We start from the raw sequence: 19411 nt of genomic DNA on the forward strand, positions 1-19411 counted from the left end.
GTCTTCGACGCAGACGTCTGTCTCCCCTCCAGTGATCACCAGCGTCTCGACCGCGTTTCTTCGCAAAATCAAATCCAGGCCACCGCCGATCCAGGAGAGTAAGTGGTCTTGTCAAATGCTAAAGCTGGCGAACCCCACCTCAGTGCGCCATGGTGCAGCCATGGCGCGTTCGGGCTGCACCGAAAGGGAATTTTAGAACTTATTCATGGAGGGTTCAGGTTCGTTGGCCTATTCGCAAGGCACAACGAACTCGAGGAATCTCTCATATGCGTAAAATCTTAATTGGCGGCATCGCCGCCCTCATCGCTGCCACCAGCCTTGCGACCACTGCCGAAGCAGGCAACAAGTGGCGTCACGGCGGTTGGAATAAAGGTCATCACGCCGGCTGGAACCATCGCGGCGGGCACCACAAAGGTTGGAAACGCCATGGATATCGCCACGGTCACCGTTACCATGCCCGTTGGGGTTGGCGCGGTGGCGTCTGGATTGGCGGTCCTACTGTTGTGATCGGCAGCGGCTGCGTCGTAAAGAAAAAAATCAAGCACAACGGCGTCGTTGTCAAAAAGCGCTATTGCTGATCTTGAAGAAAGCCCGGTTCGTGAACTGACCCCCGAAAGTTGGACACCCAACTTCGGGAGTTTTGCATGTCCAACCACAGCAGCGCGTTCAAGCAGGAAGTTGTCGAGTATTACGGCGACGGGGCACATAGCTACCGAGAGGTCGGGCTGCGCTTCGGTCTCGACTATTCGATGGTTCGTCGGTGGGTAGCCAGCCACGCAGAACATGGCTTGGCGGGCTTGGCTCGGAAACACAGCCACTATGATGCGCAATTCAGGCTATCGGTGCTTAAGCGGATGTGGAAGGATGGTCTTTCCCATCGACAGGCGGCTGCGCTCTTCGACATTCGCAGCGTTGGTTGCCTCTCGGTCTGGGAGAGGCAGTATGAGCGCGGTGGGATTGAAGCCCTGGGTCCGCGCCGGCGAGGGAAGCCCAGATCAATGCCGGAACCACCGACCACAGGCACTGGCGCGGATGGACCGCAAAGCGACGAGGTCGGCGCTAATCGCAGTGTTTCCAATTCTTTTCTTCCTGTTTGCGTTGACGATCCTGAAGCTCAAGGGATTGAACGCCGCTATTGCCCCTGTTGCTTGTTCTCGTTCTCGATGGTTTTCGCGGCGTGCGTGAAACCTGGCCGGTCCTGCTTGTGATTGGCGTACTTTTCAGCGGCCTTCAAACTCTCACACTATATTTCCTTGGCCCGGAACTGACTGACATCGTGGCCCCGTTGGCCTCCATGGGCGCGCTGGCATTATTCATGCAGTTCTGGCAACCGAAGCGGATTTACCGGGAAGACGGTGCCCCGCCCGTATCGGCTCAACGCTGGTCGCTCACGGATGTGCTCAGGGCCTGGTCGCCATTTTACATTCTGACCGGGGATGGAGCATGCCGCAATTCAAACAGCTCTTTGCGAATGATGGTCTTTTCGCGGCCACGGTGCTGAAACTGCCGATCCCGTTCCTGCATCTGCAGATCGAGGAAATGCCTCCCATCGTTGATGCAGCCCATGCACTGCCTGCTGTCTGGAACGTAGCGCTGATCAGCGCATCGGGCACGGCAATCTTGATCGCTGTGATCATCACCACCTTGCTTTCATCAAGATTGTCGCCGTCGGGAGCGTTCGACCAGCTCAAGACAACAATTCGCGAGCTGTGGAGCCCGCTGACCATGATCTCTCTCATCATGGCCGTGGCCTATATCGCCAATTTCTCTGGAGCATCATCCAGCATCGGTCTGGGACTGGCTCAAACCGGTCGGATCTTTCCGCTGATCGCGCCTGTAATCGGTTGGTTCGGCGTGTTTATCACCGGATCGGTGGTCAACAGCAATACCCTCTTCGCCCACCTGCAATCGGTTACAGCTACTCAGATCGGGACCAGCCAAGCCCTGCTGGTGGCCGCCAATACGAGTGGTGGAGTGATGGCAAAACTGATCTCGCCGCAATCCATCGCCATAGCCGCCGCTGCTGTTGGTCAAGTCGGCCGAGAAGCCGACATCATGCGGACGACTCTGTTCTACAGTTTCGCGCTTCTTGCGTATGTCTCCGTCTGGACGTTTATGTTGTCCTTCATGGTCTGAGAGTTTGTTTCGGAAAGTCGTCCCGATTTGCTAGGAAACTGAACAGAACGATCCACATAATCGATGACGGGTCATCTGGTAGATCAGTGACTGCCTAACCCAAAATGGTCCTCCGCTCGCCGCCTCGATGACTGTTCGACCAATCGGAGATGAACTCGTCAGGACCTACGGAAGCGAGGTGTCGTTTGCCATTTATTGAGGTTCATCCTCACTTTGGGCGATTCGTACGCTGTTAGCGACGACATCGCTATGGGCGGGCATGCGAAAGAAATCGAAATGGTCGCCCGGCCCAGGGGTTAAGATTCTGGGTGTGACGCTCACTGTTGACGATGGGTGGGTTGTTTCCGCTCGGCGAAGCCGAAGTCGGCATGACTGGGCCCGCCGCAACCTCCAGGATCTGCCGGTCCACGGCAAGTCGGTGACAGTGACTCCTGCTCAGCCGCTGGCGTTGTGCACATCGGGAATGCGTACCGGCGAAATTTCACCGACCGAGTGCCGACGGTAGCTGATCCATACGCGGGTCGGACGAGCAGGAGAGATTGTCGGCCTGCTCGGCCATAGTGCCGGTGGCGTCCTGACGAGCCGTCGATGGAGCGGCTCGGCATGCCGGTCAGTGATGACACCATCCTGCGGCAGTTGAAGCGGGATGCCGTGGTTGCTCAACGCAATTCCGAGATACGGGAGGTCGGTATGATGAGTAGCGCAGGGCGACGAGCTACGGAACCATCATGGTTGCCCGTAGGACATACATCGCGAGTGTGTGCTTGCGCATCAAAGAAGTGATGACCGGACCGACCCTTTCGGGTGTCCCAACAAATTGCATGGACGTCAGAAATGAGGGCGCAAAGCGGCCGAAAATTGACACAGAGAAGGAAGTCCGCTTAGGCCAGCAACTATGACCCGCTTGATGGGAATCGAACTTGCGAACCCGTCGATTGCGAGGCGCCTTATCACAAATCACCGAAGCGGACGCTCCAGGAATAGCCCGGCAATGGCAGGATCTAAACCCATTGCAGCGGGCTGCCCGGACGAATGTCCTAGCTATTGAAATTTTCGGCTATTCAATATATATTCCGATACGTCGGAAACTTTAAAAGGAGGTCACCATGACGGCTGTAGCTGAAATGCTGAAGGCAACCGAGGCGGCCGTGGTCTCACGGGTGAGCCTCCGTGAAGTCAATCGCGTGATCGACGAGCACATCATCCCGGACTCATTTGTTTCCCTGGATAATGGTCGTCATGTGCGCGCTGCAGCATGTTGGATGATTTCGTTCTACTTTGACAGTGCAAAACGCCTAACGGCAGAGGAGCGGTTGAATACAATCCGCGCTGCCGAGGGACGATTGCTTAGCAACAACGTCAGCGAATGGTCGTTGCTACTTCTTCAGGACTGGACCATTCACGACGAATTTCTGACGATCGACCTCGCGCCTTTCGTACGAAGGACGGCCGAGCGGTTGAACGAACTTGAAGCGGCGCGTGATATGGTGACGGCTTCTGATGATATCCTCGGCGGGACCGCGATAATCAGCGGGACCCGCATTCCTGTCTACGACGTCGCTGCATCGGTGACCGCAGGTATTCCGACCCAGCGCATCCTTGAGGCCTACCCTAGTCTCAGCGAACGCCAGATACGGCTCGCAGCGATTTTTGCGGAAGCGAATCCAGCACGGGGTCGACCAAGGTCGGCCGGCGACCTTCCAGAAGGCGCCGTGATCGTTACAGACCGACGGATTTCTCGTCGCAGGAAGGCGGGATGAAATTCCTTGTTGACGAATGCCTAAGCCCGGAGCTTGCGAAACGAGCGATTCATGCCGGCCACGGAGAAAGTAGCCATATCACCTGGCTGAAGCTTTCCGGTCGTAAGGACTGGGAGCTGAAACCGATCATAATCGATGGTGACTGGACGTTCGTGACAAAGAATTCAGTCGATTTTCGAGGACCAATAGAAAATCCAGGCTCCAAGGGCCAATACTCCGATGTCGCGATCCATGCCGGACTTATATGTCTCAACGGCCCCCCGGGCATGGATCTCGATATGCAATTGGAGCTCTTTGAAGAGGCCTTGTCCGAAATTGGAAATATGAGTGATCTCATCAACCAGGTACTCGAAGTAACAGCCGAGGATGACGATACACTTCGCGTCCGCAGATACTTCCTGCCCGCCAATCAGGAATAACGAGGTCCTTCGATGGTTGCGTCCTTTTGAAGGTGCCGAGCGGCATGGCGAGGTCCGATCATGCACAGCGACACTCTCTGGACAGGCGGTTGTCTCTGTGGATCGAGACGGTAAGAGTTCGCGGAGACCCGCCACATTCGGCCATTGCCATTGCGACATCCGCAAGTGTGCTACCGGCGGCGCGTTAGGGACTTGAGCATGGTGATTGACAGCGGAGCTGTCATCCATATCCTTCGCAATGAGCCTGACCCGGCCATATCGTTTGAGGTCATGAATGATTGAGAGCCATACACGACAGGCGAATTGGCGCCGAGCCAATCCGACAAAGTACGATGCTCACCTTGCGGTTCAACGAGCACTGAAATCAGGGCTCCTCGAAAAGGACAGCTGCGAAGTGTGCGGGAATGAGAATGTAGACGCTCACCACGACCAGTACGACGATCCGCTCGAGGTCAGATGGTTATGCCGGCGCCATCACACCCGTCTCCATCATTACGGCGAAGACATGTTTCCGCTACGGTCACTGGCGACCAGTTAAGGTGAACACACAGGTATTGCGCCTTGATGGGATTCGATCCGTAAACCATGGCCCGTAAGCCAGAGGTTTCCTTCAATATCAGGAAGTTAGTAAACTACTGCAGCGATCAACATGGAACCTAACTGCCCAGTGCCACCGTGCCCGATCTACGTTCGGAAATTTGTCGCTGACAGCGAAGCTGAGCTCGGTCAAGTCGCCGCTCGAAGTTTGAGCGACTTTGATAGGTCAGAACTAGAGCGCAGCCTGTCCGAACTACATGAGTTTCATGATCGATGGACGCTGTTCAAGTCCAAGGGAATGGGATCGTCTTTGGTCGCGTTTCGAAATGCCATGGCGCTCGGCCAGCTCGCTGGGGACCAGCAGACGGCTGGATTGGCTTTGAGCACCGTCCACACCATGAAAGGATTGGAGAAAGACATCGTCTTCCTTGTCCAGATGTGCGAAGGGGTATTTCCAGATTACCGAGCGCAGTCAGCTGCCCAGATTGATGAAGAGCGCAATGCTATGTTCGTCGCAGTGACACGAGCGCGCCGCTGGCTCTACATTACCTATCCCCACAGCCGGAAAATGCCCTGGGGAGACGTCAGATCGCAGAAACGGTCACGCTTTCTCGACGAGATCGAGCACTGATCCAAGTGGCGAGGTTTGAGTAGTTACCGGCGGCGGGCACTCGTTGTGTTAGGGCGGACGCGTTCCTCCAGCCTAAATGAAATCACTCTTGAAGCCTGCTTCAGATCACCCCCCACGCCCGAAACCGCCCCCGCCCCGTCATCTCCCTGAGCCCCAACTCCTCGACGATCCTGAGCGCCGCTCGCGGCGTGACGCCAAGCGCCTCGGCCACCATGCCCGTCGAGACCAGCGGCCGCGCCATCACCAGGTCGATCAGCTTCGGCAGCTTCGACGAGGCCCGCCGGCCGATCAACCGCCGCTCCAGCACCTGGCGAGCGAGCGCCAGCCGGTCATGCTCCTTCAGCCCGAGGTCTGCGGCCGCGACGATACCATTGAGCAGTGCCAGCAGCCGCGTGTTGCGGCCGGGATGGCGCCGGCGATCGACGGCAATGGATTTCAGGCCGAGATTGATGGCGGTGAGATGGGCTGCCGTTGTCAGGCCGGCCTGGCGCAGGATGGCCGCCGCCAGCAATCGACCGAGCCAGGGGGCGTGCTGCAGGACCTGCAATGTGTTCCAGGCGTCGAGGACGATGATCGTCCGCAACGCTGCCGGCAGGCCTCCGGTTTCGTCGAGCACGGAGCGCCATTCGTCCAGGCGTTCGTCCTCGTCCCAGTCGAGATCATAGATAAACGGGTCCCGATCCCGCACACGACGCCGGCCCGGCGACTGCGCGCCTGCCAAGGCCGTCTCCGAGCGCGCCAGGGCCGCGTCGATATCGGCGAAGGCGGCCGCCAGCGGATCGGCATCGTCCAGGCCGTCCCGCTCCCCCTCCCCTGCTCCAACAGTGTCGAGATCCACGACCATGCCGCCCTTCGCTACCGAGATGGCACTATCCGATGCTGCAGGCACGCCGGCGACAACGTCGTGGCCGCGGAGGCTGCGCACGCCGTCAATGCTCAGCGCCCAACCCGGCGGCTGCGAGGCGATCCTTCGGCGGGCGCGCAGCACGTCGCGGGCCATGGTGAGCTCGTGGCTGGGCGCACGGATGTCGGCGCCGGCATCGTGCAGGACGAGGTCCTCGAGATGAACCAGTTCGCCATCGACCCAGAGCGAGGCACAGGCATCGGCAAAATGGGATCGCTCGATCCACCCCTGCCCGACCGGCGAACGGGCAATCCGCTCGTCGAGACGCGCCAAAGCCGCACCGGCGTCCGAAACCGGCTGCAAGAGGGTATGGATGGGCAGTTTTGCCAAATCATAACGCATTGAAATCATGATAGACGATTTGCCATATGGACGCTATATTCATTTTGCTGTCCGTCACTGGATGATCTTCATAGCTTAATAGTCACTATCGATAGGTATCAAGTATCGGTAGTGATGGCTTTTGCCGTCCGGAATGGCTAGAATCGGGGCAAATCACAGCCGCGAAGGCCCGGCGGAAACCCTGATTTCGAAAGATGTCGTCACCGAGCCTTCTGATGCCGGCGTTTCCGCCAGACATCGGTCGCCTTAGACGCTGCCCGGCGAGCGGTTAAAGCATCCTCGGCCGACTGCAGGGAACTCTCACACCGATGAACCAGTTAGACGGAAGCAAATTCAATTTACTGAAACCGGAGGATAGCCGATGTCGCGTGGACCACTCACCGCCCTTCTCGCCGTTCTTGCCGTCGCCGGTTATCAAAACCGCGACAAGATCGCCGAAATGCTCCGCGGCCTGCAGAACGGCCAGCAAACCAATCCCGACGGAACGGTGTCCCAAAACCAGGGCGGCCTCGGCGAACTGCTGGGTGGCTTGACAAAAGGTGGCTTGGGCAACATTCTTGGCGGATCCTCCCCGGGCGGCATTCTCAGCGGCGGCCTCGGAGGTCTTCTCGATCAGTTCAAGCAAAACGGACTCGGCGACCGCGCGGATTCCTGGGTCACCACTGGCCCCAATCAACCAATCAACGAACCTGACCTGTCCCAAGCCCTTGGCGACGATGTCCTTGGTGAACTGGCAGCAAAGACTGGGCTCTCGAAAGAGGAAATCCTCAGCCGCTTAACGCGCGATCTTCCGAAGGCCGTCGATGACCTGACACCGGATGGCGTCGTGCCGAGCGAGGACCATTTTGACGGATTATACAATGGCCCGGCGGCGCCGACATCGGTCCCAAGTGTTGGTCGCGTGGTCTGATGGGCGACAATCAGCCGATTGCCCTCGTTGTCGATGATGAACCGCTTGTTCGAATGGATACCGCCGACATGGTCGCCGATGAAGGCTTCGAGGTCATCGAGGCCAGAACGGTGGAGGACGCGTTTAAATTCCTGACCGACTACCCTTCTCTCCAACTTGTCATAACCGACCTTGAGACGCCCGGGTCTATGACCGGATGCCAGTTTGCGTGGGAGGTTGCGAACCGCTGGCCCCACATCTGCATGGTTGTCGCGTCAGGGGCGGGGCGCCCATTCGACGAGGATTTGCCACCATCGGCAATCTTCATCGCCAAGCCGATCTCCCAAGATGTCGTCCATGAAGCGATAGAAGAGTACTGTAACTGCGATTCTCGCTGATAAGCTTCGCGTGTATCACCCAGTACGGATCGTTAGAGGTGTTCGCAACTGACGTTAGCCGGCGCCGAGATGATTAAGAGCACCGATGTTGCGATTGGGAGCCAGTTCGCCGCTCAAGATTGAGGCGCACGCCGCCAATTAGAAAGCGGAAGTTGGCAGCGTCATGGCAGGCCTGACCAACTCTGCGCCTTACAGTCCCTATTAATATCATCCCGTTATGTCGCCGAGTCCAATATCGATGACGCATACATTGGTGGAGCACGTAGTCAGCGGCTTGGCATCGTGGAGACGGTAGAGGCGGCACCGCCGTGACAAAAGCCAGAACGCTATTTCTGATCTTTTAGATAAGCCATCACCTTGTCTCGGCTTGGTCCCGCTTCCTTGATTGCCTTCTTGGCCATTTGACGTGTGACGCCGGCCGATTTCATGACGTGAGCGATCTCGTGTTCCTGGTTGGAAACCAGCTTGCGATCTTGGCCCGTTTTCTTTGGATCGTCGGACATTGGTGCTCTCCATGACAAGAATATTACTAAGGAACTCAATCGCGACCTCGGTGTTCCCTGTTCGAAATGTGAGTCAGCGTAAAATGGCAGAGTTGATCGATATGGAGACGGCACGCGCAATGCGAAATGCGCCTGATGCTGATTGTCTCTCCACCGATGCCGAGGGGCATCCAGTCTTCATGTTCTCAGTCGGATATCGCCACGATGATCGTCGGTATAGCGTCGATATCTGGGCTCGATCTGAGCAAGACGCTGCAGAGCAGGTGGCCTCTATGCGCAGGACGCTGTGTCTCGAGGGCAGAGTGATTTCCGTCGTTACGCAGACGCCGTAAGAATCCTGATATTGCGCGGGAGTGAATTTCTTGGACGTCTTGACGAAACCTAGCGGGCTCCTCCGTGTTGATGGAGGCGCGCCGCTGCTGCCACAAGAGGTTCATTCGATCTCGGACCCGATGGCATGGGACCGTTTTTTTTCCGATTCCAGAAAACTGAGATTTGTATCATGCGAACAATTTGGAAAGCACTTCTTGTGACGTCCGCCATGGTGGTCGCGAACCAAGCTTTCGCAGGAGAGGCAAGTTTTCTCAAGACGCTCGAAGGATCCTATTCAGGCAAGGGGACCGTCAAGCTCCGTACGACATCAAAGCCCATATCCGTCAGATGCAAATTCAAATCGTCGGCCGACGTTCAGTCGCTCTCTCTGAATGGTTCCTGTACCGGGCTACTTGTCATTTCCAGGAAGATCGGCGCCGATATTCAAGTCGCAGGGACCGGGTACAGAGGCACTTACCTAGGCGCCGGCACTGGACCTGCCGTGCTCAAAGGTAAACGACGTGGGAATTCGCTCGCATTCAACGTCCGCTGGGCTAAGAACGTGAACGGTGACCGCGACGCAACGCTCACGGTTCAAAAAGTCGGCGATGGGGGGATGACGCTGATTACCACCGATCAGGACCCCGCCACGGGGAAAATAGTGACTACCAGCGAGATTCTTTTGAAGCGGCAATAACAATACTCTAGACTCGGGGCAAATCACGGTCGCGTCGCCGGACCGAGAATATTTTCCCGGAGCCAAACATGGCCAAGCGCCCCCTACCCGCCATTCCCACCGAGGCCGTGCTCAAGCGCTCCACGGAGCTCGATGCGCTTGACGCCATCCTGCCGTTGGATCGCCGCGACCAGCTCGCCGACATCCTGACCGACGACGATGTCGAAACCCTCAAACATCTCGCCGCCGAGGGGATGGGCGACAATACGCTCAGGGCGCTGGCCTCCGATCTCGCCTATCTCGAGGCCTGGGCCGCCGCGGCTATCGGCACCCCCCTGCCCTGGCCGGCGCCAGAAAACCTGTTGCTGAAGTTCGTGGCGCATCATCTGTGGGATCCCATCCGCCGCCAGAGCGACCCGGCCCATGGCATGCCGGCGGAGCTGGCCGACCATCTGAAAGCCCGTGGCTTGCTCAGGACCAATGGGCCGCATGCGCCGGCAACGGTGCGGCGCCGGCTGACCAGCTGGTCGATCCTAACCCGCTGGCGGGGACTTAGTGGGAGTTTCAGTGCGCCGTCGCTGAAAAGCGCGCTGCGGCTCGCGGTGCGTGCCACTGGCCGGCCAAGGCAGCGCAAGAGCAAGAAGGCGGTGACCGGCGATATCCTGGCCAAGTTGCTGGCGACCTGCAACAGTGATCGACCCGTCGATATCCGGGATCGCGCCCTGCTGCTGCTGGCCTTTGCCTCGGGCGGGCGGCGGCGGTCTGAGGTGGCTGGGCTCAGGATCGAGGATCTCGTTGATGAAGATCCGGTGCCAACTGATTCGAAGGTGCCGGATTCTCCTCTGCTGGCCTGTCTCAGCATCCATCTCGGGCGCACCAAGACCACTGATATCGAGGACGACGCCACCGTGCTGCTGATCGGCCGGCCGGTGGTCGCATTGAAGGCGTGGCTGGCAATGGCAGGGATCGACAGTGGTCCGGTATTCCGAAAGGTCGATCAATGGGGCAATGTCAGCCGCCAGGCACTGACACCGCAATCGGTGAACCTGGTGCTTAAGTCCCGAGCTGCCCAGGCCGGGCTCGATGCCACAGCCTATTCCGCCCATGGGCTGCGTGCCGGCTATCTGACGGAAGCCGCCAATCGCGGCATTCCCCTCCCCGAGGCGATGCAGCAGTCACAGCACAAGTCGCTCACCCAGGCGGCGAGCTACTACAACAACAGTGAACGCAAGCTCGGCCGGGCGGCACGGTTGATGGTCTAACACCAGATGCCCACGGTGTTGTTGCCCCAATTGTCTTATCATGCAGCATTGGCGCCGAAGTGTGAGGGTCGTTCAAGAATCCAACGAGGGTGCGCTTTCGAACCGAAACTATTTCGCTGCCCTGTCGTTTGGCGCAGCGAGGTAAGATGATGACGCGCTATTTCTTCCACATTCGTGACGGCGAAAACCTCCTGGAGGACGAGCAAGGTGTCGAGCTCGGGTCGCTTGAGGACGCACGCGCCGAAGCGGATCGCGCTACTCGTGAAATACTCATCCGCAACATCAAGCATGGCGAAACGCTGGACGCTCGACGTTTCGAAGTATGGGACGAAGAGGGCGTGCCCCACTTCATTCTACCCTTCAAGTCAGCAATTGGTATCGAGTGACACACTACGCACGCCGGGCCCGCGGGCTCAAAGCAAGTTTTGGATGAGCAGGGCGTTCCGCCAATTTTCCACCAGGGGGCGAAAATCGTCAGCAAGCTTCACTTTCATGATTGCAAAGAGACCTGGCCATGCTGGTCGTTGGCCAATCGCCAGAGCTACACCGAACGGTGAGGAAACATGAACACGTCGGCTTTTCAATTGATCGCTCGCGCTGGATATTGTGCCCGCGCAGCCGTCTTCTTCGCTGTCGGTGGGCTCGCCTTGGTCTCAGGACTATCCCGCGGGACATCGGACACGAAATCAGCCTTGGGCGCAATTCCTCAGCAGCCCTTCGGTCGGATATGGGTCGGCTTCATAGCGCTCGGCCTCATGGGATTCGTCGGGTGGAGGCTTGCACAATCTCTCGGCAACGCGGATCGACATCCGCCAAAGGCGAAAGGCTTTGCAATTCGCGCCGCGTTGTTCGGTAGTGCGCTCGCATATGTCGGGCTAGCCTGGTTCGCAGCCGAGCGGGCGCTTGGATTGGCAGGTGAAAATGATGGAGGAGCTGAGAAGGGACTGGCCGCCTGGGCCATGTCACAGCCTTTTGGCAAGTATCTCGCGGCGGTGATTGGGCTGGGCTTCATCATTGGTGGCATTGTAACGATCGCGAAAGGCGTTTTGCGCAAGTATGAGCAATATATCGACCAAGAGGCCAAGGCGAACCGGCTGACTACATGGATTTGCGTTTATGGACTGAGCGCCCGTGGCTTATTGTTTGTAATTGTCGGTTGTTTTTTCAGCTACGCCGCTTTCAAGGTTGCCCCGGAACAGGCGGGTAGCGTGGTGGATGCGCTCAATTGGATCCGGAACCTGCCGTTCGGCGCTCTGCTCTACTCAGTGGTGGCACTGGGTCTAGCTTCCTTTGGCGCTTTTAACGTGGTCCAGGCCCGCTATCGCCTGGTCCGCGAACCGCGTGTGCCGCAGGAGATTGCGGTCGCCGCCAAGAAGTCTGCTGATTTGGTGAGTCATGGATAGCAACGTCGGGCTTCGCGCACTGCCGTTTAATCGGAAACGATTAGCGCTTCACAACTATCCTGTCAGCATTAACGCAGCCGCCATCGCCACGAAGACGATCAACGCCAGGAACACTGTGCTCTGTCCGTATGTCATCACTATTCACCGATCTATCGAGCAACTGAAGCAGGAACGCCGACGATCAACGTTGTTCCGCCGCCAAACTCGGAAAATGATGCGCCTCGGTGAAGGAGTAGCGATCTCCTGGATCGTCAGGTGTTATCGATCTCAGCTGCCCGAGGATGCTTAGTCACGTGCCCAACCCCGCTCACCGAAACTGCCCGCAGAGCAGTGATACAGCAAGCCTGGACCCATTTAACTGGGCCCAGGCCTTAGACCTTCAGCCGATGCTAAATACCCATTATGAAGTCACCTGAGTCAAGATCAGCTTTTGCCATGTCCCTGATCAGTAACGTGTCATCCCCATAAGTGATCAACAGGTCATCACCCTTTACCTTGAGGTGGTTTGCAACCAGATCGTTGAAGTCTTCTTCGCTACCTACGAAGTCGGACAGGATCAGGTCCGAGCCGTTCTCAAAGCCTTTGATCACGTCGTGGCCAGTCTTGACGTCAAATTCGAACACGTCTTCGCCGGTGCCGCCGATCAGCAGGTCATTTCCGCGTCCGCCATCGAGGCTGTCGTCACCGTGCAGACCCCGAAGGATGTTGTCGCCCGAATTGCCGCGCAGCACATTGCCGGCGCTGTTACCCGTGGCATCAATGTCCTTTTTGGTGAGCAGCGTCAGCGTTTCGAGGTTATCGGCAAGAGTGAAGCTTACCGTTGAGCGGACATTGTCCATTCCGGTGCCACTTTCGAGTTCAACAATATTGATCGATTTGTCGCCCACCAGGAAGGTGTCGCCACTGTCGCCACCATCTATCTGACCGTCGATTGTGCCCTTGCGGGTGTCGAACCGATCCACGCCATCGCCAAGTGAAATGTCGCCGACGATGATGCCCTTGTTGATGATCGAGGTTTCACCGGTGCCCCCGGAGATGTCTCCGAGGATCTTGCCTGCATTGGTCAGCGTGGCGTGCTCACTGTCGAAGAAGCCGACGGCAGTTTCAGCCTTGATCGTACCGCCCTTGAGATTTTCGACGACGGAATTGTCCCCCTCTGCGCGCACGCCATAATCTCCACCGATGATTTTGCCGCTGTTGTCGACAGTGAAGTCATCGAACTGGGAATACACCGACCAACCACCGTCGATCCTGCCACTATTGTGCAGCGTGGTGCCGATATAGCCGGACACTGCGGAGTTGATGCCCTTGATGACACCTTCATTCGTAACCGTCGTGTTCAAGCCGCTGATGTCTACCCCGACATTGACTGCGGAACCGTCAATGAGCGAGTCAGGTCCAACGCGCAGTTTGTTGTTGTCGCCCTGAATTTGCACGGCCACCTGAGCAAAGCCGGTCGTAACGACGTCGCCAAGCAGCCTGATTGTGTTGCCGGTGAAGTCGTCATCGACGAACACGCCAGGTTCTTGATCAGTCGTAATCGTGGCCCCTTTCGTCAATGTCCAAGTGTCGTTGTCCGTATTGACGAGCCACGTCGTAGCAAGATCCGAGTTCTGAGTAGGCATCCTGTGTTTCCTCCAAGTTTTACCCTTACGGGAATGGCTTGATTGCCACCGTTGGGCTGGACGCTACAACAGGAACGGACTCGGAAGGGTTCCATAGGGAACTGCATTGTATGGCAACGCATCCCTGAAGCGCTTCGGTGGCTCAGTATGAAACGTCTCCCGAGATTGGATGGCCCCTAAAGCCAACAATGAGCGGAGGACCGCAGTCTCCCAGGCTGAATTCACCTTCAACTCTTCTTCCTGCCATCCGACGGCGGTGGCGGCGGGAAGGGTGCACGAGCGCCGTGAAATCAAAACGGCGCACGCGAACTTATAATCATCATCATTGCAGGGCCTCCGTCGCATGCCGACAGTCGAATTGGCGGTGACGATAATGCCCAACCTGCGCAGGTGCCGGAACATTGAGTGTAACCGCTGTTGGCTCATTGCCAGAAAAAAGCCGGCCACAGGGACCGGCAAAGTTCGCTTAGGGATCAGGGTGCCGCAGCAACCTAAGTCCAAATAGAGCTATACGGTGCGACGATACACGTCATCGTCTTCGTCACGGCCTTTGCCACCTAGCGCCGCTGATATAGAAGCGATCAACGCGCCAATCAGCATTGAGAGAGCAGTAAGCATCGAGCCGGTAGCCGCAGCTTTGCGGGCTGTATCGGCGGCCTCCTGTGCCGCGACCTTAGCGTCATCAACCTGCTTTAATACCGCATCGACCCGGGCCTTGGCCTGATCCGCCGTCAGACCGGTGCGGGTTGCCACGAGTTGATCTACGTAGGCTCGATCTTCCGGCGACATTTCACCTGCTACGGCGCTTTGCATCAGTATGCGCGAGAGCTCGCTCGCCGCAGCTTCATTGGTTGCGGCAGCCGGATTGGCAGTGGTCGCTGTCGTGCTTGGCCTCAGCAGTGCATCCGTGAAGTACGATGTCGAAAGATCTGGGCCATCTTCCGAAGCGGCAGTGACCGCTGCGGCACCAGTCGTGCCGACGTGGCACCGCTGACAATCGATGAGACCGTGGAGCCGAGGAACATGACAACTACGACCGTTGCGACCGCCCACGCGAGAAGACCATGGGTAGTATCGCGGAAGGTGACCTCGTCAGTGTGAACACCGACCCACTTGGCGCGCAGACGACCGGTGAGGTATCCACCCACGCCTGATGAAACCCATTGTACGATAACGAGCCATATCGCTGCATAAACGGTGACGGTGGTCGCAGAACTACTTTCACCGGACCAGGGGGAGACCAAAGTCAGTCCAAGCCCTGCACCCACGAGCATCAATATGAGAGTAACGACAGTGGCCACAAAAGCGCCTGCCAGAATGGGCGCCCAACTCACGGCCGATGTCGAGGATTCAATCGGGGCGTCGACAACAGTGGGGGAAATAGTTTCAGTCATCTCGAAGGTCCTGTTCAGAATATGAGGGCAAGAATGATAATAATCGGGATCGGAATTCCCAGTAGCCAGAGCAACATACCGCGACCCATCGGAGCCTCCTCGAGAATATGAAAATAATTGTCTCATGAACTCACTCGGATCGTGGAAGTTCCAGCCTCGGGCAGATGATCCGCATCTTCGGCTTACTACACAAGGATTCTCGGGGGCCGGAACCGCGACTTGCCTATCGCATTAGATAAGCAGTTCCGAGTGAGGGTGCTATGACCGAAGAAAAATCAAGAGAACCCAGCACTGAGCAAACCCGCGAAAATCGCAGGGCAGAAACGGATCGAGCGTTTGCAGAGATCAAGGAGAAGGAGCGAAAGGAGCGGCTCGAAAAAACGATGCGTTTGCGTCGAATGCGCCTCGTGAAAGAGTAGAGAGCGCCAGCCTTTACGCGAAAGCCACTTCGACATTCTGCCGGTCCTGGGCAATCACACGGCAACGCGTTTCGAAGCCTTCCCCACGGATCACCAGGTCAAACTCCGCCGGAACGGCCGAGGTGTTGGAAAGAACCAGTCCGGCGCCATCACTACCGAGCGATTTGACGGTGCAGTCGATTGTCGAGCGCCTGTCGTTGAACAGGATCGACCCGCTCTTCAGCACCCGGCGCCGCTCCCCTCCGCTTGCTCCCTGCAAATTATGCCATGACATGCAGCAATTTCGTCCACCGTTCTTGGCCGAATACATTGCTGCGTCTGCCTGCGCGACCAGCGTATCGATGTCACGGCTGACGATCGACAGGTTGGTCGTTCCGATGCTGGCGGTAACGCTGACGCTGCCGAAGTCGCCGCTCACAACGACATCGGCAATAGCGATCCGTAATTTCTCGGCGACAGCTGCCGCTGCGGCTCTATCGACATGAGGGAGCAATATGGCGAACTCCTCGCCGCCCAGCCGGCCAATCAGATCCCCTGCCCTAAGCGTAGCCTTGCAAGCGGCACTCTCGGCTTTGAGGACGTCGTCGCCTGCAGCATGACCGAAACTGTCATTGACGCGCTTGAAATGATCGACATCCAGCACGAGACAAGAGAGGTCGTGTTGATGTCGGAGGGCCTGGGCAATCAATTTCTCGGCTTCCGACTTGAAGGCTCTTCGCGTAAGAACACCCGTCAAACCGTCGGTCGCCGCCGACTGCAGGAGCTCGATCCGATCCATCGCCAATCCAGCGAGCTCCTGAAGAATGGTCAGATCCCTTGCCCCAAACGATTTCGGTCTACGGTCGATGGCACAGACGGTTCCCAGGATGAATCCTTCTCGGGTCTTGAGCGGCACGCCAGCATAAAAGCGGATATGGGCCTCCCCGGTGACCATGGGGTTGTTCGCAAACCTGGCATCCTTCGTCGCGTCCTGGACTATTAGCGGCTCTTCGGATTCAACGATTAGCTGGCAGAAGGTTTCTTCACGTGGAACTTCGGCATTCGGCAGACCAACACAGGCTTGATACCATTGTCGATGTGCGTCGATGACGGAGACGATCCCTATATCGACCGAAAATACCTCCTTGATCAGCCGAACGATGCGGTCGAAGCTCGCATCCCTCGGGGCGTCCAACAGATCGAATTGATCGAGTGCCTCGAGGCGTTCCCGTTCGCGCTGAGCGCGCTCCGCTGTCGATCTTCCGAAAGTCCGTACTGTATTCATTTCAAACCACCATCCATTTGCTCGATCATGGAGTTGAAAAATTAAATTTGGATTAGACGCCCAAGGACCATGCCGGTCTGGTAGTTCTGTAGCAAGCGAACAGGGGATGGAAGTTCCGAACGTCTCCCGGCAGATGCGGATGTCGGAGTTCCTGCCCTTGACATGACGGAGAAAAATAATGCCCAGAGTGGCGGTTGTAAGCGGGGCTGGATCTCAGAACGGGATAGGTTTTGCAATTGCCCGTGCTCTATCCAATGCAGGCCTCACGGTCGTCATAACCTCGACGACGGAGCGGGTATTTGACCGGGCGAAAGAATTACAAGTGGCAGGCGGTCATGTCTCGGCGTTTGTCGCGGACCTCACCAACCTCGATAGCACGGAGGCCTTCCGGAAAACCGTCGGGGTTGCTGATGTGCTCATCAACAATGCCGGCATGACCTCCATCGGATCGCCGTCAAAATCCTCCTCGTTCCTGCAAATGACGCACATCGCTTGGCAGCAGAGCCTGTCGCGAAATTTGGATACGACGTTCCATCTGACGCAGGCGTTCTTGCCTGGCATGATCGAGCGCCGCTACGGGCGGATCGTCAACATCGCGTCTGTAACCGGGCCGTTCGTGTCTTATCCGGGTGAAACCGCCTATTCGACCGCCAAGGCGGGACTGGTTGGGTTAACAAAAAGCCTGGCACTCGAAGTCGCCGGCCAGGGGGTCACAGTCAATGCAGTGGCTCCGGGTTGGATTGCCACCGGCAGCTCGAGCGAGGCAGAGCTCATTGCTGGAAATCGCACACCGGTCGGAAGGCCGGGCAGGCCCGAGGAGGTCGCCGCAGCCGTGGCGTTCCTGGCGTCGCCCGAGGCTAGCTATATAACCGGGACCGTCCTTGTCGTCGACGGCGGCAATATCATTCAGGAGATGAAGGACTGAGCACTCATCAAACAAACCTCCGTGGAATCAAATGACTGAAGCGAAAGCCTTTAAGGGCAACCTGATCCTCGAAGATCAAGTTCTCGAAAACGCGACTATCACATGCGAGAACGGTCGCATTGTTGCGATCGACGAGCGCGGCGCGTCTATCCCAGGAATGATGGACTACACCGGCCGGTTTATTTCGCCGGGCTTCATCGATATTCACGTGCACGGCGGAGCCGGTGCCGACTACATGGATGGTTCACCAGACGCTGTGAGAACGGTCAATCGCGCCCACGCTCAGCACGGGACCACCTCGATATTCCCGACGACGACGACTGGCTCATTTTCTCAGCTTGAGCGCATGATCACAAGCTGCGAGGAGGTGCAGCGAACATGGTCGATACAGGATGGTTCGAAGATCGCGGGCGTCCATTTCTACGGACCCTATTTTGCCAAGGACAAGGTCGGGTGTCATCCTCCGGAAGGCCGGCGCGATCCAGTCAGGCATGAATACGAACACTTCCTCTCCAAACCAATCGTCAGGATAGCAACCTGCGCCTCGGAATTGCCCGGCGCATTGGAGTTTTTCGAATTCGCTGCCCTGCACGACTGCCTGATTACCTGCGGTCATTCGAATGCCGCCTGGAGCGAGCTGGAACAAGCATTTGACCGTGGGATGCGGCATGTAGACCATTTCTGGTGTGCGATGAGTTCGGTTTCTTCACTGCGAGGGCGCTTCGGGACGCCCATGCAAGCAGGCATGGAACAGTTCGTGATAGCGAACGATCAGATGAGCACGGAAGTGATCGCGGACGGCGAACATCTGAGCGACGATCTGCTTCGTTTCGCCTTCAAGGTCATTGGTCATAAGCGAACGTGCCTGGTCACTGACGCGAACCGGGCTCTTGATTGCCCGCCCGGGGCCTACAGATTTGGCTCCGCAGACGATGGTGTTCTCGTCTATAGCAATGGAGCCACTGTCCGCGCCGCCGATGGCAGTCTCGCAAGCTCGATGTGCGGCATGGCGACCATGGTTCGCAACATGGCCAATGCGGTGGGCGCGGATTTGCCCAAAGTGATCCAGATGGCAACGGCCACCCCGGCCCGGCTTACCGGCATATTTGGAGATGTTGGCAGCATTGCACTGGGAAAGTCGGCGGATCTGGTCGTCCTCACGCCTGATATAACGGTCGAGCAGGTGATCATCGACGGAGAGCTTATACCGGGGGCTGGGTAACTTCTGGTACCGCGACGAACCAGACCAGCCTATAAGTGCAGCCGGCCAGCGAAGGAAACCGGATTTAGACTGTCTGACGCTTTTGCATTCCGGGCTTTCAAAATCGGTCTTCCGTGTTAACCAGTACGTTCGATTTTCCATTATGGAAACTGACCAATGTTTCTGGACGCGGGCGATATCATTTCATTGCACAGCCAAATCTCAGAGCTTCAGCGGGCCATCGGCCAGCAGGAACGCGTTTTTGCCGAATTGCAGCGGCTTGGCGAACCCACGGCGCTGGCAGAGAAGTTCCTGGGCCGATTGCGAGCCCGTCTTTCCGAGCGACAGCAACACCTGGATCGGCTGACCGAAGCCGGAGGTGATGATGACACCTGACGCGGGAACGAGCAG

General features: G+C 57.4%; 22 protein-coding genes and 3 pseudogenes. 19 read left to right on the top strand and 6 right to left on the bottom strand.

What is annotated here, in order from left to right:
- Positions 1-6: 6 nt before the first annotated feature.
- Positions 7-128, bottom strand: a pseudogene (locus IHQ71_RS31135) (cysteine hydrolase family protein); the annotation flags it as partial.
- A 138-nt stretch (positions 129-266) separates the two neighbouring features.
- On the opposite strand from IHQ71_RS31135, the gene IHQ71_RS31140 reads away from it, so the two are divergent.
- From IHQ71_RS31140 to IHQ71_RS31180, 9 genes and pseudogenes are all read left to right on the top strand, one after another.
- Positions 267-578: a hypothetical protein gene (locus IHQ71_RS31140; protein WP_258163347.1), complete on the top strand. Its 312-nt coding sequence runs from the start codon at positions 267-269 to the stop codon at positions 576-578.
- A gap of 66 nt (positions 579-644) precedes the next feature.
- Positions 645-1208: a transposase gene (locus tag IHQ71_RS31145; protein ID WP_258163348.1), complete on the top strand. Its 564-nt coding sequence runs from the start codon at positions 645-647 to the stop codon at positions 1206-1208.
- Complete coding sequence (locus tag IHQ71_RS31150; RefSeq protein WP_258163349.1) at positions 1178-1501, top strand: L-lactate permease; 324 nt, start codon at positions 1178-1180, stop codon at positions 1499-1501. Before IHQ71_RS31145 ends, IHQ71_RS31150 begins: the two co-directional genes overlap by 31 nt.
- Positions 1444-2136: an L-lactate permease gene (locus tag IHQ71_RS31155; protein WP_258163350.1), complete on the top strand. Its 693-nt coding sequence runs from the start codon at positions 1444-1446 to the stop codon at positions 2134-2136. Before IHQ71_RS31150 ends, IHQ71_RS31155 begins: the two co-directional genes overlap by 58 nt.
- Before the next feature lie 259 nt (positions 2137-2395).
- Positions 2396-2870, top strand: a pseudogene (locus tag IHQ71_RS31160) (ISL3 family transposase); the annotation flags it as partial.
- 372 nt (positions 2871-3242) lie between these two features.
- The gene (locus IHQ71_RS31165; protein ID WP_258163351.1) at positions 3243-3896 is read left to right on the top strand and encodes a DUF433 domain-containing protein; all 654 of its coding nucleotides are present in this window, start codon (positions 3243-3245) and stop codon (positions 3894-3896) included.
- Positions 3893-4315, top strand: a complete 423-nt coding sequence (locus tag IHQ71_RS31170) for a DUF5615 family PIN-like protein (protein ID WP_258163352.1) — start codon at positions 3893-3895, stop codon at positions 4313-4315. The genes IHQ71_RS31165 and IHQ71_RS31170 overlap by 4 nt, the downstream gene beginning before the upstream one ends.
- 274 nt (positions 4316-4589) lie before the next feature.
- The gene (locus IHQ71_RS31175) at positions 4590-4853 is read left to right on the top strand and encodes a hypothetical protein (protein ID WP_258163353.1); all 264 of its coding nucleotides are present in this window, start codon (positions 4590-4592) and stop codon (positions 4851-4853) included.
- A 207-nt stretch (positions 4854-5060) separates the two neighbouring features.
- On the top strand, positions 5061-5483 hold the full coding sequence (locus tag IHQ71_RS31180; RefSeq protein ID WP_374990083.1) for a 3'-5' exonuclease: 423 nt from the start codon (positions 5061-5063) through the stop codon (positions 5481-5483).
- Between the two features lie 100 nt (positions 5484-5583).
- Here the strand turns inward: IHQ71_RS31180 and IHQ71_RS31185 are convergent, their stop codons facing one another.
- A complete protein-coding gene (locus IHQ71_RS31185) occupies positions 5584-6738 on the bottom strand; it encodes an RHE_PE00001 family protein (protein WP_258163354.1) in 1155 nt (384 codons plus the stop codon).
- A 352-nt stretch (positions 6739-7090) separates the two neighbouring features.
- Here IHQ71_RS31185 and IHQ71_RS31190 point away from each other — a divergent pair, with 352 nt between their 5' ends.
- On the top strand, positions 7091-7639 hold the full coding sequence (locus IHQ71_RS31190; RefSeq protein WP_258163355.1) for a YidB family protein: 549 nt from the start codon (positions 7091-7093) through the stop codon (positions 7637-7639).
- Complete coding sequence (locus IHQ71_RS31195) at positions 7639-8016, top strand: response regulator (RefSeq protein ID WP_258163356.1); 378 nt, start codon at positions 7639-7641, stop codon at positions 8014-8016. Before IHQ71_RS31190 ends, IHQ71_RS31195 begins: the two co-directional genes overlap by 1 nt.
- Positions 8017-8342: 326 nt before the next feature.
- Here IHQ71_RS31195 and IHQ71_RS31200 read toward each other — a convergent pair whose 3' ends face one another.
- Complete coding sequence (locus tag IHQ71_RS31200; protein WP_258163357.1) at positions 8343-8519, bottom strand: DUF3606 domain-containing protein; 177 nt, start codon at positions 8517-8519, stop codon at positions 8343-8345.
- Positions 8520-9021: 502 nt separating this feature from the next.
- Between IHQ71_RS31200 and IHQ71_RS31205 the strand changes: the two genes are divergently transcribed.
- From IHQ71_RS31205 to IHQ71_RS31220, 4 genes are all read left to right on the top strand, one after another.
- The gene (locus IHQ71_RS31205) at positions 9022-9528 is read left to right on the top strand and encodes a hypothetical protein (RefSeq protein ID WP_308737988.1); all 507 of its coding nucleotides are present in this window, start codon (positions 9022-9024) and stop codon (positions 9526-9528) included.
- A 68-nt stretch (positions 9529-9596) separates the two neighbouring features.
- Positions 9597-10769, top strand: a complete 1173-nt coding sequence (locus IHQ71_RS31210; RefSeq protein WP_258163358.1) for a site-specific integrase — start codon at positions 9597-9599, stop codon at positions 10767-10769.
- Positions 10770-10915: 146 nt separating this feature from the next.
- Positions 10916-11155, top strand: coding sequence for a DUF6894 family protein (locus IHQ71_RS31215; RefSeq protein ID WP_258163359.1), 240 nt, complete (start codon positions 10916-10918; stop codon positions 11153-11155).
- A 177-nt stretch (positions 11156-11332) separates the two neighbouring features.
- A complete protein-coding gene (locus tag IHQ71_RS31220) occupies positions 11333-12172 on the top strand; it encodes a DUF1206 domain-containing protein (RefSeq protein WP_258163360.1) in 840 nt (279 codons plus the stop codon).
- A gap of 389 nt (positions 12173-12561) precedes the next feature.
- Here the strand turns inward: IHQ71_RS31220 and IHQ71_RS31225 are convergent, their stop codons facing one another.
- The gene (locus IHQ71_RS31225; protein ID WP_258163361.1) at positions 12562-13797 is read right to left on the bottom strand and encodes a calcium-binding protein; all 1236 of its coding nucleotides are present in this window, start codon (positions 13795-13797) and stop codon (positions 12562-12564) included.
- A 507-nt stretch (positions 13798-14304) separates the two neighbouring features.
- Positions 14305-15191: pseudogene (locus tag IHQ71_RS31230) on the bottom strand (hypothetical protein).
- Positions 15192-15451: 260 nt separating this feature from the next.
- On the opposite strand from IHQ71_RS31230, the gene IHQ71_RS31235 reads away from it, so the two are divergent.
- A complete protein-coding gene (locus IHQ71_RS31235) occupies positions 15452-15610 on the top strand; it encodes a hypothetical protein (protein ID WP_258163362.1) in 159 nt (52 codons plus the stop codon).
- Positions 15611-15623: 13 nt separating this feature from the next.
- Here IHQ71_RS31235 and IHQ71_RS31240 read toward each other — a convergent pair whose 3' ends face one another.
- Positions 15624-16874: a sensor domain-containing diguanylate cyclase gene (locus IHQ71_RS31240; RefSeq protein ID WP_258163363.1), complete on the bottom strand. Its 1251-nt coding sequence runs from the start codon at positions 16872-16874 to the stop codon at positions 15624-15626.
- Between the two features lie 178 nt (positions 16875-17052).
- Here IHQ71_RS31240 and IHQ71_RS31245 point away from each other — a divergent pair, with 178 nt between their 5' ends.
- The 3 genes from IHQ71_RS31245 to IHQ71_RS31255 all read left to right on the top strand — a co-directional run bounded on the left by IHQ71_RS31245 (position 17053) and on the right by IHQ71_RS31255 (position 19396).
- A complete protein-coding gene (locus tag IHQ71_RS31245) occupies positions 17053-17799 on the top strand; it encodes an SDR family NAD(P)-dependent oxidoreductase (protein ID WP_258163364.1) in 747 nt (248 codons plus the stop codon).
- Between the two features lie 31 nt (positions 17800-17830).
- Positions 17831-19021 carry an amidohydrolase family protein gene (locus IHQ71_RS31250; protein ID WP_258163365.1) on the top strand — a complete coding sequence of 397 codons (1191 nt, stop codon included), beginning with the start codon at positions 17831-17833 and terminating at the stop codon, positions 19019-19021.
- Between the two features lie 156 nt (positions 19022-19177).
- Complete coding sequence (locus tag IHQ71_RS31255; protein ID WP_258163366.1) at positions 19178-19396, top strand: hypothetical protein; 219 nt, start codon at positions 19178-19180, stop codon at positions 19394-19396.
- The last annotated feature ends 15 nt before the right edge of the window (positions 19397-19411 follow it).

Source organism: Rhizobium sp. TH2 (assembly GCF_024707525.1).
In the GTDB taxonomy this organism is placed as follows: domain Bacteria; phylum Pseudomonadota; class Alphaproteobacteria; order Rhizobiales; family Rhizobiaceae; genus Rhizobium_E.